This window comes from Caballeronia sp. ATUFL_F1_KS39 (genome assembly GCF_023630985.1).
GTDB lineage: Bacteria > Pseudomonadota > Gammaproteobacteria > Burkholderiales > Burkholderiaceae > Caballeronia > Caballeronia zhejiangensis.
Window position 1 is genome coordinate 14091 of sequence record NZ_JALQDZ010000002.1, and the last position, 15318, is coordinate 29408.

A 15318-nucleotide genomic window follows, 5' to 3' on the forward strand; every position below is an offset into this window, starting at 1 on the left:
GGAGCCGGAAAAGCAAACGGGCCAGTCACGATGACTGGCCCGTTTTGGTTTCAGCTTTCAGTGCGCCGCAACGCTCAAACCTGCGCACCCGCATTCGGATCGTTCGGATCGTACTTGTCTTTCTTGTCCTTCACGAGATCCTCGCGCTTCACGCCGAACCACATCGCGAGCGCCGCCGCGACGAACACCGACGAGTAAATGCCGAACAGAATACCGACGGTCAGCGCCAGCGCGAAGTAATGCAGCGTCGGGCCGCCGAAGAAGAACATCGACAGCACCATCATTTCCGTACAGCCGTGGGTGATGATGGTTCGCGACATCGTGCTCGTGATCGCGTGGTCGATCACTTCCTTCACGCTCATCTTGCGTTGCTTGCGGAACGTTTCGCGGATCCGGTCGAAGATAACCACCGACTCGTTCACCGAATAGCCGAGCACCGCGAGAATCGCCGCCAGAACGGACAGCGAGAACTCCCACTGGAAATAGGCGAAGAAGCCGAGAATGATGACCACGTCGTGCAGGTTCGCGATGATGCCCGCGACCGCGTACTTCCACTCGAAGCGGAACGACAGGTAAATCACGATGCCGATGACCACGCACGCGAGCGCGAGCAGGCCGTTCGTCACGAGTTCCTTGCCGACCTGCGGACCGACGAACTCGACGCGCTGCAGCTTCACGGCAGCGTTGTCGGCCTTGAGCGCGGTCATCACCTGATCGCTCTGCTGCGCGGACGTCAAACCCTGCTTGAGCGGCAGACGGATCAACACGTCCTGCGATGTGCCGAAGTTCTGCACCTGCGCGTCGGGATAGCCGAGCTTCGACATCGACGCGCGCACCGGTTCGAGTTGCGCGGCTTGCGGATACTGCACCTCGACGACCGTGCCGCCGGTGAATTCCACCGACAGATGCAGCCCGCGATGCACGAGGAAAAATACGGCCACGAGGAACGTCACGAGCGAAATCACGTTGAAAATCAACGCGCGCTCCATGAACGGCAAATCGCGGCGAATGCGGAAGAATTCCATTGTCTATTGCTCCGGACTCAGCGGATTCAGCGGGACTCGCCCGGTTTCTGTTGATCGATGCCGGGGCCCGAACGACGGCGCACCGTCGGCTTGCCCGTGCGCGCCGGCGCTTGTTCGGTCTGGCGCGGCGCGGCCACTGCGGTCTTCGTCTTGCCCTTGGCCGTTTTCACGATTTCGTCGACGGGCGATTCATCGCCGCGTTGCGCCGCGAGATAAGCCGCCGCGGCCGCTTCGGCATTCGTGCCTTCCGGACGCCACACCTGACCGATCGCGAGCGACTTCAGCTTCTTCTTGCCGCCGTACCACAGGTTCACGAGGCCGCGCGAGAAGAACACCGCCGAGAACATCGACGTCAGAATGCCGATACAGTGCACCACCGCGAAGCCGCGCACCGGACCCGAACCGAACGCGAGCAGCGCGAGGCCGGCGATCAGTGTCGTGACGTTCGAGTCGAGAATCGTCGCCCACGCGTGCTTGAAGCCTTCCTGAATCGCGGTCTGCGGCGGCGCGCCGTTACGCAGTTCCTCGCGGATACGTTCGTTGATCAGCACGTTCGCGTCGATCGCCATACCGAGCGCGAGCGCGATAGCCGCGATACCCGGCAAGGTCAGCGTCGCCTGAAGCAACGACAGCACGGCGACGAGCAGCAGCAGGTTCACCGACAGCGCCAGCATGGAGAACACGCCGAAGAGCAGGTAGTACGCGATCATGAAGACGGCGATCGCGGCGAAACCGTACGTGACCGAATCGAAGCCCTTCTTGATGTTGTCCGCGCCGAGGCTCGGGCCGACCGTGCGTTCCTCGATGATGTCCATCGGCGCGGCGAGCGAACCCGCGCGCAGGAGCAGCGCGAGATCGGTTGCGGCTTGCGGCGTCGGCTGGCCGGTGATCGAGAAGCGGTCGCCGAGTTCGGACTGAATGGTCGCGACCGTCAGCACTTCGCCCTTGCCCTTTTCGAACAGCACCATCGCCATCGGCTTGCCGATGTTGTCGCGCGACACGGACGACACCGCGCGTCCGCCCGCAGAATCCAGACGGATATTGACCGAAGGTCGTTGATGGTCGTCGAAGCCCGCGGACGCGTCGATGATGCGGTCGCCGGTGAAGATCACCTGCTTGCGCAGCAGCACGATGCGATCGCCCTGCTTGAACGCTTCGTCGCCGGGCGGCACCGCGTCGTTCGGGCCGATATAGGTGTTGACCGGATCCGCGAGACGCGCTTCGAGCGTCGCCGTGCGGCCGATGATGTCCTTCGCCTTCGCTGTGTCCTGCACGCCCGGCAGCTCGACCACGATGCGGTCGGAGCCTTGCTGCTGGATCACCGGCTCCGCGACGCCGAGTTCGTTCACGCGGTTATGCAGCGTGGTGATGTTCTGCTTGAGCGCGCTGTCCTCGACGACTTTCTGCGCGGCGGGCGAGAACGTGCCGACGACCTGAAAGCCATCACCGCCCTGGCGCGTCGTCCATTGCAGTTCGGACACGCCCGTCTGGAGCAGCGTGCGCGCGTTGTCCGCGCCCGCCTGATCCGAGAAACTCACGACGACCGATTGCCCGACCCGGTTCACGCCGCCATCGCGGATATTGCGGTCGCGCAGATAGGTGCGCGCATCGGCGGCGTCGGAGTCGAGCTTCTTGTTGAGCGCGCCGGCCATGTCGACCTGCAGCAGGAAGTGCACGCCGCCGCGCAGATCGAGACCGAGGTACATCGGCAGTGCGTGCAGGGCCGTCAGCCAGCGCGGCGAGGCGCTCTGCAGATTCAGCGCGACGATGTACTGCGGATCGCTCGGATCGGTGTTCAGCGCCTTCGAAAGCAGATCCTTCACATGCAGCTGCGTGTCCGTGTCTTTCAGACGCACGCGGATGTTCGCGTTCAGCTGCGAATTGTCGAAGGTGACTTCGTCGGCCTTGATGTTGCTCGCGGCGAGCGCGGCTTCGACGTTCGAAAGCGTGGTCGAGTCGAGCTTGACCGTCGCCTTGCCGCTCGACACCTGAACTGCGGGCGCTTCGCCGAAGAAGTTGGGGAGCGTGTACACGAGGCCGATGACGAGCGCCACCAGCATCACGACATACTTCCAGAGGGGATAACGATTCATGGGAATGGCCGACCGGAAAGTTGGCTTCGGAGGAGAGGGCGTCCGGCGATATGCGCGACGAGCCGGTCTGAAGACCCGGATGGCTCGGTGAGCGAGGCCGCGCCGGACGCGGTGGAACGAGTGGCCTTACAGCGACTTGATCGTGCCCTTCGGGAGAATGGTCGTCACTGCCGCCTTCTGGATGGTGATTTCCGTGCCTTCGGCGATTTCCACGCCGACGTAGGCGTCCGTCACCTTCGTGATCTTGCCGACGATGCCGCCATTCGTCACCACTTCGTCGCCCTTGGCCATGGCGGCGAGCATGTTGCGATGCTCCTTCTGACGCTTCATCTGCGGACGGATCATGATGAAGTACAGCACCGCGAACATCAGGATCAGCGGCAGGAAGCTCATCAGGCTCGATTCCGCGCCACCGGTTGCGCCTTGTGCAAAGGCATTGGAAATGAACGACACGTTGGTCTCTCCGTTGTTACATCGAAATAATTGACTGGAAGTCAGCCCGGCATTCTACCACCCGCACCTGCCCGAAAATGCCCGAATGCGCTTTGCCATCAAGCCGTTACGGACGATTCGCGGGCCTTATCGCAAGCAGTAGAAAGCAGATTGTAAAGCTTGGCGCAACGAAGCCGCGCGTTTTCAATCCACGCCGCGCGCGCGATTCTCCGCGAACGTCTTGCGAAACGCCTCGAACGTATGATTTTCGATCGATTCGCGCACTTCGCCAATGAGTTGCAGGTAATAGTGCAGGTTGTGAATCGTGTTCAATTGCGCGCCGAGAATCTCGCCGACGCGATGCAGATGATGCAGATAGCCGCGCGTGAAGTTCCGGCACGTGTAGCAGCCGCAGGATTCGTCGAGCGGCTTCATCGAGTTCTTGTGCGTCGCGTTCTTGATCTTCAGATCGCCGAAACGCGTGAAGAGCCAGCCGTTGCGCGCGTTGCGCGTGGGCATCACGCAGTCGAACATGTCGACGCCCGCCGCGACGCCCGCGACGAGATCCTCCGGCGTGCCGACGCCCATCAGGTAATGCGGCTTGTCGGCGGGCAGCTTCGGGCCGATGTGATTCAGCACGCGCATCATGTCTTCCTTCGGCTCGCCGACCGACAGCCCGCCGATCGCGAGGCCGTGGAAACCGATGTCCGAGAGGCCCGCGAGCGATTCGTCGCGCAGGTCTTCGAACATGCCGCCCTGCACGATGCCGAAGAGCGCGTTCGGATTGCCTAGCCGGTTGAACTCGTCGATGGAGCGCTTCGCCCAGCGCATCGACATGCGCATGGAATCGGCGGCGTCCTTGTGCGAGGTGGGAATGCCGTTGGTCGAGTAGGGCGTGCATTCGTCGAACTGCATGACGATGTCGGAGTTCAGCACCTTCTGAATCTGCATCGATACTTCCGGCGACAGGAAGAGTTTGTCGCCATTGATCGGCGACGCGAACGTGACGCCATCTTCGGTGATCTTGCGCAGATCGCCGAGCGAAAACACCTGGAAGCCGCCGGAGTCAGTCAAGATCGGCCGGTTCCATCCCATGAACTTGTGCAGGCCGCCGTGCGCGCCGATCACTTCGAGACCGGGACGCAGCCACAAATGGAATGTGTTGCCGAGGATGATCTGCGCGCGGATCTCTTCGAGTTCGCGCGGCTGGATTGCCTTGACGGTGCCGTAAGTGCCGACCGGCATGAAGATCGGCGTTTCGACGACGCCGTGATTGAGCGTCAGACGGCCACGGCGCGCCTGGCCATCGGTCGTCAGCAGTTCGAACTTGAGCCCGTTGTCGGGCGGAGTGTGGGTTGCGGTCATTTGAGTTCCTGCCACTGGAAAACAGTCCAGCGCATCGGTTGAGAAAACTAGTCGCGGCGAGTCAGAAGCATTGCGTCGCCGTAGCTGAAGAATCGGTACTTTTGCTCGATTGCGTGACGATATGCATCGCGAATCGTATCCATGCCGGCGAACGCGGAGACGAGCATCAGCAGCGTCGACTTCGGCAGATGGAAATTCGTCACGAGCCGGTCGACGACGCGAAACGCGTAGCCCGGCGTGATGAAGATATCGGTTTCGGCCTGCGTCGCCGAGAGCGGGCGGTTCGCTTGCGCGGCGTCGCGCGCGGCGGCTTCGAGCGCGCGCATCGACGTCGTGCCGACCGCGATCACCTTGTTGCCGCGCGCCTTCACCGCCGCGATGCGATCGACGAGCGATTGCGGCAGGTCGTACCACTCGCTATGCATCTTGTGCTCCGCGATGTTCTCGACGCGCACCGGCTGGAACGTGCCCGCGCCGACGTGCAGCGTCAGCGTCGCGCGCTCGACGCCGCGTTTTTCGAGTTCGGCGAACAGCGCGTCGTCGAAGTGCAGGCCGGCGGTCGGCGCGGCGACCGCGCCCGGATTTGCCGCATAAACGGTCTGATAGCGCGTTTCGTCGTAGGCGTCGGCGTCGTGCTCGATGTACGGCGGCAGCGGCAAGCGCCCGTATTGCTCGATGAGCGTCAGGCATTCGGCAGGGAAGTGCAGCGTGTAGAACGGCTCGACGCGTTCGCCGACGGTCACGTCGAACGCATCCGCGAGGCGGATCGTCGTGCCTTCGGCCGGGCTCTTGCTCGCGCGGATCTGCGCGAGCGCCGTGGTCGCGCCGGTCAGCCGCTCGACCAGCACCTCGACGCGCCCGCCGCTGGCCTTCTGGCCTGGAAAGCGCGCCTTCAGGACTTTGGTATCGTTGAACACCAGCAGATCGCCGGGTGCGAGCAGGTTCGGCAGCTCGGAGAATCGGCGGTCGACGAGCGCGCCATCGGACACCTCGAGCAGACGGCTCGCGCTGCGCTCGGCGAGCGCGATCTGCGCGATCAGCTCGGGCGGCAGATTAAAATCGAAATCGGAAAGCGTGAACATGGCTTGAACGTAGCGCGAACGGGCGCGAACGAAGTGCAATCGCGCCGAACAAACCTCATATTGTACTTGCGAAGAGAGTCAATGCCCTTGTCCGACCGCCGCGCCGCCGCCACGACCGATCCGCTGACCCTGGAGGAAAGGGACGCGCCGCGTGCCGCCGCGCCGGCGAAAAAGAAGGCGAAAGCGGACGAAAAGCCGAAAACCGTCGTCAAGACGGCGGACAAGCTCGCCAAGCTCGGCCTGAAATCCGACATCGATCTCGTCCTTCATCTGCCAATGCGCTATGAGGACGAAACGCAGATCACGCCCATCGGCGAGCTGATTCCGGGCGACATCGCGCAGACCGAAGGCGTCGTTTTCGACAACGAGATCGCGTATCGGCCGCGCCGTCAGTTGCTCGTGAAAATCCACGACGATTCCGGCGACGAACTCACGCTGCGCTTTCTCAACTTCTACGGCTCGCAGGTCAAGCAAATGGCGATCGGCGTGCGTCTGCGCGTACGCGGCGATGTGCGCGGCGGCTTTTTCGGGCTGGAGATGGTGCATCCGGCGGTACGTCCCGTCGATGACGACACGCCGCTGCCGCAAGCGCTGACGCCGGTTTATCCGTCGACGGCGGGAATTTCGCAGGCGTATTTGCGCAAGGCGATCGACAACGCGATCACGCGCGTCGATCTGCCCGAACTGCTGCCGGCGCCGATCGCGAAGGCGCATTTGCAGCCGCTCAACGTGCCCGGTCTGCTCGACGCCGTGAAGACGCTCCATCATCCGCGCGCCGATTCCGACGAAACCGCGCTGATCGACGGCACGCATCCGGCGTGGACGCGCATCAAGTTCGAGGAACTGCTCGCGCAGCAGTTGTCGCTCAAGCGCGCGCACGAAGAGCGCCGCACGCGCGCCGCGCCCGCGATGCCGCGCCGTGCGCCGGACGACGACGCGTCGCTCGTCGTGCGTCTGTTGCGCGCGCTGCCGTTCGCGCTGACTGGCGCGCAGCAGCGCGTGGTCGCGGAAATCGCGGGCGAACTGACGCTCGCGCATCCGATGCAGCGTCTGCTTCAGGGCGATGTCGGCAGCGGCAAGACGATCGTCGCGGCACTCGCGGCGGCGCAGGCCATCGACGCGGGTTATCAGGCCGCGCTCATGGCGCCGACCGAAATTCTCGCGGAGCAGCACGCGCGCAAGCTGCGCGGCTGGCTAGAGCCGCTCGGGGTCACGGTCGCGTGGCTCGCGGGCAGTCTCAAGGCGAAGGACAAGCGTTCCGCGCTCGAAGCAGCGGCGCTCGGCACGGCGAAACTCGTCATCGGCACGCACGCGATCATTCAGGACGCGGTCGAATTCGCGCGGCTCGGGCTCGTGATCGTCGACGAGCAGCATCGCTTCGGCGTCGCGCAGCGGCTCGCGTTGCGCGCGAAGGCGCTGAACGCGGCTGACGGAAAAGCCGATTTCCAGCCGCATCAACTGATGATGTCCGCGACGCCGATCCCGCGCACGCTCGCCATGACGTACTACGCCGATCTCGATGTCTCGACCATCGACGAACTGCCGCCCGGCCGCACGCCGATTCTCACCAAAGTAGTGTCCGACGGACGGCGCGACGAGATCATCGGCCGCGTGCGCGAGGCGGCGCTGACCGGAAGGCAAGTGTATTGGGTCTGTCCGCTGATCGAAGAAAGCGAGACACTTCAGCTTCAGACGGCCGTTGAAACTTACGAGACGCTCGTCGCCGCGCTGCCGGAACTGCGCGTCGGGCTGGTTCATGGCCGGCTCGCACCCGCCGAAAAAGCCGCCGTGATGGACGCGTTCTCGCGCAACGAAGTGCAATTGCTCGTCGCGACGACGGTGATCGAAGTCGGCGTGGACGTGCCGAACGCATCGCTGATGGTGATCGAGCATGCCGAGCGCTTCGGCCTCGCGCAGTTGCATCAGTTGCGCGGACGCGTGGGGCGGGGCAGCGCGGCGTCCATCTGCGTGCTGATGTACTCGAATCCGTTGTCGCAGACGGCGCGTGCGCGGCTGCAAACGATGCGCGAAACGACCGATGGCTTCGAGATCGCCCGGCGCGACCTGGAAATTCGCGGTCCCGGCGAGTTTCTCGGCGCGCGGCAATCGGGCGAAGCGATGCTGCGATTCGCGAGTCTTGAAAACGACGGCTGGCTGATCGAACCGGCGCGCGCCGCCGCCGATCAGATGCTTGCGCAGTTTCCCGACGCCGTCACGCGCCATCTGGCGCGCTGGCTCGGCGCGCGGGAGCACTATTTGAAGGCTTGACTGAACTCGCGCGGGCCATGTCGGTCCCTATTTAACCTGCGCGGACCGGCGAATCGGCAAAAGTTGTCGAACGGCAGCCGGCGGGTGTATAACTCAAACCTATCGAATCAATGTATTTCATTGGCCTCCAATGACCCTCACCGAATTGAAGTACATCGTCGCGGTCGCGCGTGAACGGCATTTCGGCCGCGCGGCCGAGGCGTGCTTCGTCAGCCAGCCGACCTTGTCGGTGGCAATCAAGAAGCTCGAAGACGAACTGAACGTGCAGATCTTCGAGCGCGGCACGAGCGAAGTCAGCGTAACGCCGATCGGCGAGCAGATCGTGACGCAGGCGCAGCGCGTGCTCGAACAGACGCTCGCAATCAAGGAAATCGCCAAGCAGGGCAAGGATCCGCTCGTCGGACCGCTGCGTCTGGGCGTGATCTATACGATCGGACCGTACCTTCTGCCGACGCTCGTCAAGCAGATGATCAAGTCCGTTCCGCAGATGCCGCTCATGCTCCAGGAGAACTACACGCTCAAACTGATCGAGCTTCTGAAGCAAGGCGAAATCGATGTCGCGATCATGGCGCTGCCGTTCCCTGAAACCGGCCTGATGGTGCGCGCGCTCTACGACGAGCCGTTCGTCGTCGCGATGCCGTCGGGGCACGCGTGGGAGAACCGTGCGAAGATCGATCCGGACGATCTCAAGCAGGAAACCATGCTGCTGCTCGGCAGCGGCCATTGCTTCCGCGATCACGTCCTCGGCGTGTGCCCGGAACTGATGCGCTTCTCGCAGAACGCGGACGGCATCCAGAAGACGTTCGAAGGCTCGTCGCTGGAAACGATCCGCCATATGGTCGCGAGCGGCGTCGGCATTACCGTGTTGCCGCGCATGTCGGTGAGCGAGGTGAAGCCGCACGCGGCGGGCATCGATTCGGGTCTGCTCAGCTACGTACCGTTCGACGAACCCGTGCCGGACCGGCGCGTCGTGCTCGCGTGGCGCAAGAGCTTCACGCGCATGCCCGCGATCGACGCCATCTGCGACGCAATCGCCAATTGCGATCTGCCGGGCGTGAAAAAGCTCGATATGCCGGTCGCCGTGAACTGACTCGGCTGTCCCCACGAAACGCCGCGCTCTGGCAACGGAGCGCGGCGTTTTCTTTTTTGCGGTAGCGCGCGCAAGCGAAACCGGCACTTCGCTTGATCTATCGCATATATAAATTTAATCGAATTATAAAAACCGATAGCTTGAGTTACGATCCTTCTCACATGACGACACAGAGAGGATTTCATGACCGCCGCGACCTTCTTCGACCGCTGGAGTGACCTTCGCCAGATGGCGGTCTCGATCCTCGCCGATTTCGCAAGCGCCGCATGACGCGCGGCCGATCCGCATTCATCTCACGCCGAACCAAAACAGGAGCATCACGATGACGACTCAACGACTCACGACCGCAGCAGGCGCACCCGTCGGCGACAACCAGAACTCGCAGACCGCAGGTCCGCGCGGCCCGGTCACGCTGCAAGACTTCTGGCTCGTCGAAAAGCTCGCGCACTTCGACCGCGAAGTGATTCCCGAGCGCCGCGTGCACGCGAAGGGCTCGGGCGCTTTCGGCACGTTCCGCGTCACCCACGATATCTCGCGCTACACGAAGGCGAAGCTGTTCGCCGACATCGGCAAGGAAACGCCGATCTTCATGCGCTTTTCCACAGTCGCGGGCGAGCGCGGCGCCGCGGACGCCGAACGCGACGTGCGCGGCTTCTCGATCAAGTTCTACACGGAAGAGGGCAACTGGGACGTCGTCGGCAACAACACGCCGGTGTTTTTCATCCGCGATCCGCTGAAGTTTCCCGACTTCATCCACACGCAAAAGCGCGATCCGTACACGAATATGCGCAGCAATGTCGCGGCGTGGGACTTCTGGTCGCGTCATCCGGAATCGCTGCATCAGGTGACGATTCTCATGAGCGACCGCGGCATCCCGAAGAACTACCGTCAAATGCACGGCTTCGGATCGCACACGTTCTCGTTCATCAATGCCGACGGTGAGCGCTTCTATGTGAAGTTCCATTTCAAGTCGCAGCAGCCGCTCGAGAACTATACCGACGCCGAAGCCGCCGCCGCGATCGCCGCCGATCGCGAGAGCGCGCAGCGCGATCTCGTCGACAACATCGACAAAGGCAATTTCCCGCGCTGGAATTTCCGCATTCAGGTGATGACGGAAGACGAGGCTGCGAAGTCGAAGGTGAATCCCTTCGACATCACGAAAGTGTGGTCGCACAAGGACTATCCGCTGATCGACGTCGGCGTGATCGAGCTGAATCGCAATGCGCAGAACTACTTCGCGGACGTCGAGCAGGCCGCCTTCACGCCGGCGAACGTGGTGCCGGGCATTGGCTTCTCGCCGGACCGGCTGTTGCAGGGGCGTCTTTTCTCCTATGGGGACACGCAGCGCTATCGGCTCGGCGTCAACCATCATCAGATTCCGGTGAATGCGCCGCGTACCTCGGTCGCGAACACGTTTCATCGCGATGGCGCGATGCGGACCGACGGCAACCTCGGCGGCCGCGTGAACTACGAGCCGAACCGTTACGGCGAATTCGCGCAGGACGTGAACGCAAACGAGCCGCCGCAAGCGGGCGGGATGGTGCATCGCTACGACCATCGCGAGGACGACGATTACTACAGCCAGCCGGCAGCGCTTTTCAGACTCTTCGACGAAGCCCAGCGCGAACGCTTCTTCGGCAACATCGCGCGGCACATTCATGGCGTGCCGAACGAGATCGTCGCGCGGCAGATCGGGCATTTCCGCCGTATCGATCCGGCGTATGCGCAAGGCGTGATCGATGCGCTCGCGACGCTCGGGCAGACGATCGAAGAGCAGGACACCGCAGCCGTCTGACGGCGGCGCTTTCGGAAACACGGGAGAACACATCATGTCTCAGGCGTTGCATCACATCGCACAGGCCGTCGAGCAGATCGACGCAACGAGCGTTCGGGCATCGCGCGGCGTGCGCGTCGCGATCGCGTTCGGGATCGTCGCGGCGGGATACGGGCTGATCGTCGCGGGCGGTGTCGCGGGCGCGTGATAGCGTCGCCGTGCAATGAATCGTTCCCCGTTTATACGATAAACTGTCGAACGCTCGAAACGCCGCGCGGCAAGCTCTTGCGCGCGGCGTTCGCACCTTTCGAATCAACTCTCTCTCGGAGTCATCATGGCGAAGAAAGGCATTGCACCCGCCGTCAATATCGGCATCAGCGACAAAGACCGCAAGAAGATCGCCGACGGGCTGTCCCGCCTGCTGGCCGACACGTACACGCTGTATCTGAAGACCCACAACTTTCACTGGAACGTCACGGGTCCGATGTTCAACACGCTGCATCTGATGTTCGAGACCCAGTACAACGAACTGGCGCTCGCCGTCGATTCGATCGCCGAACGCATTCGCGCACTGGGCGTGCACGCGCCGGGCAGCTACAAGGACTTCGCGAAGCTGTCGTCGATTCCGGAAGCGGACGGCGTGCCGGCCGCCGAAGACATGATCCGCCAACTCGTGGAAGGCCAGGAAGCCGTCGTCCGCACCGCGCGCGAGATCTTCCCGGCGACGGAAGCCGCGAACGACGAGCCGACCGCCGACCTGCTCACGCAACGCATGCAGACGCACGAGAAGACCGCGTGGATGCTGCGCGCGATGCTGGCCTGAAGCGCTCGGCCTCGACATGACGAAACCCCGCTTTCACGCGGGGTTTTTGCTTTTCGGGCTGATCTAAAATAGCTCGTCGTGAATTTTCGCTCCCAGGTCCGCCATGTTCGCCCGTTTTCCGCTCTACATGCGCCTCGTGCGCCTCGACAAGCCTATCGGCAGCCTGCTGCTCTTGTGGCCGACGCTCAATGCGTTGTGGATCGCGTCGAGCGGCCGTCCGTCGCCGATGCTGCTCGTCATTTTCATCGTCGGCACGATATTGATGCGCTCGGCGGGCTGCGCGATAAACGACTACGCGGATCGCGATTTCGACCGCTACGTGAAGCGCACGGCGGAGCGGCCGATCACATCGGGCAAGATCAAGGCGTGGGAAGCCGTGGCGCTCGCGGCGGCGCTCTCGCTCGTCGCGTTCCTGCTGATCCTGCCGCTCAACACGCTCACGAAGGAACTGTCGGTGTTCGCGCTGTTCGTGGCGGGTTCGTATCCGTTCACCAAGCGTTTCTTCGCGATCCCGCAGGCGTATCTCGGCATCGCGTTCGGCTTCGGCATTCCGATGGCCTTCGCCGCCGTGCAGAACCAGGTGCCGATGCTCGCGTGGATCATGCTCGCGGCGAACGTGTTTTGGTCGGTCGCGTACGACACCGAATACGCGATGGTCGATCGCGACGACGACATCAAGATCGGCATTCGCACGTCCGCGCTCACCTTCGGGCGATACGACGTGCTTGCCGTCATGCTCTGCTACGCGATAACGCTCGCGATTTACGTGGGCATCGGCGTCGCGCTGGGCTTCCGCTGGCCCTACTGGCTCGGCTGGCTCGCAGCGGCGGGCTGCGCGGTTTATCACTATGGGCTGATCCGCAATCGTGAGCGCATGGCGTGCTTCGCCGCGTTCAGGCATAACAACTGGCTCGGCGGGATGTTGTTTGCGGGGATTGCGTTGCAGTATGCACTGTCGAACTGATCCCGTTCGCGTGGATCGGGTGCCGCAACGTGTGCAACGCACGTTGCGACATCGCGCCGCCCGCTGTTTTATTCCGGCCTGCGAAATGGTCTGAGAACGACAAATTTGTTCACATTGAAGTCTCGCGGTCTTATCTTTTGATAAGTTCGCCAAGTTAGGCAACTAGCTAATCCTTTGGGCGCGTCTGAAAGACGCGTTATACACCGCCCGGCAATTCGATTGCGAATGCGCCGGCCTTCCTTCGACAAGCCAACCGAACGCCGCGGGGTATTTCCGCGCGGCTGCATTCGTTCGTTTGCTTTACTTCCAATGTGTCAGTCATGGGTTTTCTCGCTCGCTTCGATCTAGCCGGACTCGCATCCCGAAACGGAGTCACGCATCTCATCGAGACCGGCTATGGACGAGGCGACTCGTGCCGTGCCGCCTTGGGCGCGGGTTTCGCGAAAGCGCTGTCCTGCGAAATCTTCGAACCGCTCTTCGCCGAAGCGGAGCAAAGCGAGCGGCTCAATGTGGTGAACGCGGACAGTCTCACCTTCCTGCGCTCCGATTCGGTGACCGGCGTGCTCGCCGAACAGCGCTGCCTCGTGTTTCTCGACGCACACTATCCGGGCGCGGACCATGGCGGCAAGAGTTACATGAGTCAGGAACACTCTCCGACCGAGCGCCTGCCGTTGCTCGCGGAACTTGAACTCATGCGCGGGCGGGCCAGTGACGCGCTTATCGTGCTGGACGATGTACGCATCTACCGGCGCGAGTTTCAGACAAGCTGCGGGACGCTTCCGGATTGGGCCGAAAACGGCTTCGATCAGGAAGCGGCGTTTCTCGAATTGCTTGCGTCGTTCGACTCCTCGCACACGCTGCACTGGCATTCCGAGGATACGGGCTACGCGGTCCTGTGGCCGCGCGCATGGGGCGAATACGCGCTGAAAAAATGGGTGATGCCCGGCGACCAGACGCAGCCGTTCGCGCTCACCCTAGGCGTTCCCGGCACGACCTGCATCTCGCTCAACCGCCGCTTGCTCGACGCTCGTTTCAGCAATCGCTGGCTCGTGGGCAATGGGCTCGATATCGGCGGCGGCAATGACAGCATCGCGCTGTATCGATCGTTGTTTCCGCGTATCGACAGGGTGACGGTCTACGAGTGGGAGCAGGGCGACGCGCAATATCTCGAGAACGTTCAGGACGACAGCTTCGATTTCGTCTATTCCGGGCACTGCCTCGAACACATGATCGACCCGCGTGTCGCGATGCGCCACTGGTTGCGCGTGCTCAAGCCGGGCGGCCATCTCGTCATCACCGTGCCGGACGAGGATCTCTACGAGCAGGGCATGTGGCCGTCGACGTTCAACGGCGACCACAAGCACACGTTCACCCTATACAAGCGGGAAAGCTGGTCGCCCGTTTCGATCAACGTTGTGGATTTGCTGCGCAGTTTCGAGCGCGAAGTCAGCATCAAGAAGGTCGAGCTTCTGGATCACAGTTTCCTGCACGGCATGGAGCGCTACGATCAGACGCGCACCGCATTCTCGGAATGCGGCATAGAATTCGTCGTGCAGAAACTTTGAGAGCGCGGCGCCCTCAAGCCCCGCCCAACTCATCCCCCATCTCTCTCGCCCGCGCTTCTGCCGCGAGCGCGCCGCGCACGATCGCATCCTTCACGCCTTGCGCCTCGAACGATGCGAGCGCCGCCGCCGTCGTGCCGCCCTTCGACGTCACGCGCTCGCGCAGCACGCTCGCCGGCTCGCCCGATTGCGCGGCCAGTTGCGCCGCGCCGGTGAAGGTCGCGACCGCGAGCGCGCGCCCTTGCTCCTCATCCATACCGAGCTGGCGCGCGGCTTCCTGCATCGCTTCGATGAAATAGAACACGTAGGCCGGGCCGCTGCCGGAGATCGCGGTGACGGCGTCGAGCTTCGCTTCGTCGTCGAACCAGACGGCCGTGCCGACCGCTTCCAGCACTCGCGACGCGAGCGCCTTCGCCGCATCGGCGACGCCAGGCAGCGCGGCGAGCCCCGTCACGCCCATGCCGATCAGCGCGGGCGTGTTCGGCATCGTGCGCACGATCTGCGCGTAGCCGTTCAGCCAGCGCGAAAGATCCGTCGCGCGAATGCCGGCCGCGATGCTGATGATCGTCTGCTTCGACAGATGCGGCGCGAGCGCTTCGGCCACGCTCTTGAGCACTTGCGGCTTCACCGCGAGCACGATCGCGTCGTAGCCGGCGAGCGCTTCGTCGACAGCCGCGCCCGTCGCGATGCCGAACTGCTTCGCCGTGCGCGCGCGCGCTTCGTCGTTGATGTCGATGGCATAGATGTCAGCGGGCGCCGTGCCGCGCTTGATGAGACCGCCGATGAGCGCCGCGGCCATGTTGCCGCCGCCGATGAATGCAATTTTCATGGTTGATGACG

At 63.0% G+C, this 15318-nt stretch carries 13 protein-coding genes; 7 read left to right on the plus strand and 6 right to left on the minus strand.

Translation table 11 applies throughout. The features are described 5' to 3' along the window. Positions 1–74: 74 nt before the first annotated feature. From secF to queA, 5 genes are all read right to left on the minus strand, one after another. Complete coding sequence (gene secF / locus NCR93_RS02170; protein ID WP_008351514.1) at positions 75–1025, minus strand: protein translocase subunit SecF; 951 nt, start codon at positions 1023–1025, stop codon at positions 75–77. A gap of 26 nt (positions 1026–1051) precedes the next feature. Further along, entirely contained in the window at positions 1052–3118 is a 2067-nt protein-coding gene (gene secD / locus NCR93_RS02175; protein ID WP_008351512.1) for a protein translocase subunit SecD, read from the minus strand. A 126-nt stretch (positions 3119–3244) separates the two neighbouring features. Further along, complete coding sequence (gene yajC / locus NCR93_RS02180) at positions 3245–3571, minus strand: preprotein translocase subunit YajC (protein WP_008351510.1); 327 nt, start codon at positions 3569–3571, stop codon at positions 3245–3247. A gap of 183 nt (positions 3572–3754) precedes the next feature. After that, positions 3755–4915: a tRNA guanosine(34) transglycosylase Tgt gene (tgt, locus tag NCR93_RS02185; protein WP_034470631.1), complete on the minus strand. Its 1161-nt coding sequence runs from the start codon at positions 4913–4915 to the stop codon at positions 3755–3757. A 47-nt stretch (positions 4916–4962) separates the two neighbouring features. After that, entirely contained in the window at positions 4963–5997 is a 1035-nt protein-coding gene (queA, locus tag NCR93_RS02190) for a tRNA preQ1(34) S-adenosylmethionine ribosyltransferase-isomerase QueA (protein ID WP_250532153.1), read from the minus strand. Positions 5998–6078: 81 nt separating this feature from the next. Here queA and recG point away from each other — a divergent pair, with 81 nt between their 5' ends. The 7 genes from recG to NCR93_RS02225 all read left to right on the plus strand — a co-directional run bounded on the left by recG (position 6079) and on the right by NCR93_RS02225 (position 14481). Beyond that, positions 6079–8265: an ATP-dependent DNA helicase RecG gene (recG, locus tag NCR93_RS02195; RefSeq protein ID WP_034470637.1), complete on the plus strand. Its 2187-nt coding sequence runs from the start codon at positions 6079–6081 to the stop codon at positions 8263–8265. 130 nt (positions 8266–8395) lie between these two features. Next, positions 8396–9355, plus strand: coding sequence for a hydrogen peroxide-inducible genes activator (locus NCR93_RS02200; RefSeq protein ID WP_008351503.1), 960 nt, complete (start codon positions 8396–8398; stop codon positions 9353–9355). Between the two features lie 322 nt (positions 9356–9677). Continuing rightward, complete coding sequence (locus NCR93_RS02205) at positions 9678–11150, plus strand: catalase (protein ID WP_250532154.1); 1473 nt, start codon at positions 9678–9680, stop codon at positions 11148–11150. Between the two features lie 34 nt (positions 11151–11184). Then, the gene (locus NCR93_RS02210) at positions 11185–11337 is read left to right on the plus strand and encodes a hypothetical protein (protein WP_160172877.1); all 153 of its coding nucleotides are present in this window, start codon (positions 11185–11187) and stop codon (positions 11335–11337) included. Between the two features lie 126 nt (positions 11338–11463). After that, on the plus strand, positions 11464–11952 hold the full coding sequence (locus tag NCR93_RS02215; RefSeq protein ID WP_008351500.1) for a Dps family protein: 489 nt from the start codon (positions 11464–11466) through the stop codon (positions 11950–11952). A gap of 103 nt (positions 11953–12055) precedes the next feature. Beyond that, entirely contained in the window at positions 12056–12916 is an 861-nt protein-coding gene (gene ubiA, locus NCR93_RS02220) for a 4-hydroxybenzoate octaprenyltransferase (protein WP_250532155.1), read from the plus strand. A gap of 320 nt (positions 12917–13236) precedes the next feature. Beyond that, positions 13237–14481 (plus strand): methyltransferase domain-containing protein, encoded by a 1245-nt coding sequence (locus NCR93_RS02225; RefSeq protein WP_008351496.1) that lies wholly within the window; start codon positions 13237–13239, stop codon positions 14479–14481. Between the two features lie 13 nt (positions 14482–14494). Here the strand turns inward: NCR93_RS02225 and proC are convergent, their stop codons facing one another. Then, complete coding sequence (gene proC, locus NCR93_RS02230) at positions 14495–15307, minus strand: pyrroline-5-carboxylate reductase (RefSeq protein WP_250532156.1); 813 nt, start codon at positions 15305–15307, stop codon at positions 14495–14497. Positions 15308–15318: the final 11 nt, after the last annotated feature.

Coding starts and splice junctions, on each gene's coding strand:
- secF (WP_008351514.1), bottom strand. CDS start 1,025: ATGGAATTCTTCCGCATTCGCCGCGATTTGCCGTTCATGGAGCGCGCG.
- secD (WP_008351512.1), bottom strand. CDS start 3,118: ATGAATCGTTATCCCCTCTGGAAGTATGTCGTGATGCTGGTGGCGCTC.
- tgt (WP_034470631.1), bottom strand. CDS start 4,915: ATGACCGCAACCCACACTCCGCCCGACAACGGGCTCAAGTTCGAACTG.
- queA (WP_250532153.1), bottom strand. CDS start 5,997: ATGTTCACGCTTTCCGATTTCGATTTTAATCTGCCGCCCGAGCTGATC.
- recG (WP_034470637.1), top strand. CDS start 6,079: ATGCCCTTGTCCGACCGCCGCGCCGCCGCCACGACCGATCCGCTGACC.
- NCR93_RS02200 (WP_008351503.1), top strand. CDS start 8,396: ATGACCCTCACCGAATTGAAGTACATCGTCGCGGTCGCGCGTGAACGG.
- NCR93_RS02205 (WP_250532154.1), top strand. CDS start 9,678: ATGACGACTCAACGACTCACGACCGCAGCAGGCGCACCCGTCGGCGAC.
- NCR93_RS02210 (WP_160172877.1), top strand. CDS start 11,185: ATGTCTCAGGCGTTGCATCACATCGCACAGGCCGTCGAGCAGATCGAC.
- NCR93_RS02215 (WP_008351500.1), top strand. CDS start 11,464: ATGGCGAAGAAAGGCATTGCACCCGCCGTCAATATCGGCATCAGCGAC.
- ubiA (WP_250532155.1), top strand. CDS start 12,056: ATGTTCGCCCGTTTTCCGCTCTACATGCGCCTCGTGCGCCTCGACAAG.
- NCR93_RS02225 (WP_008351496.1), top strand. CDS start 13,237: ATGGGTTTTCTCGCTCGCTTCGATCTAGCCGGACTCGCATCCCGAAAC.
- proC (WP_250532156.1), bottom strand. CDS start 15,307: ATGAAAATTGCATTCATCGGCGGCGGCAACATGGCCGCGGCGCTCATC.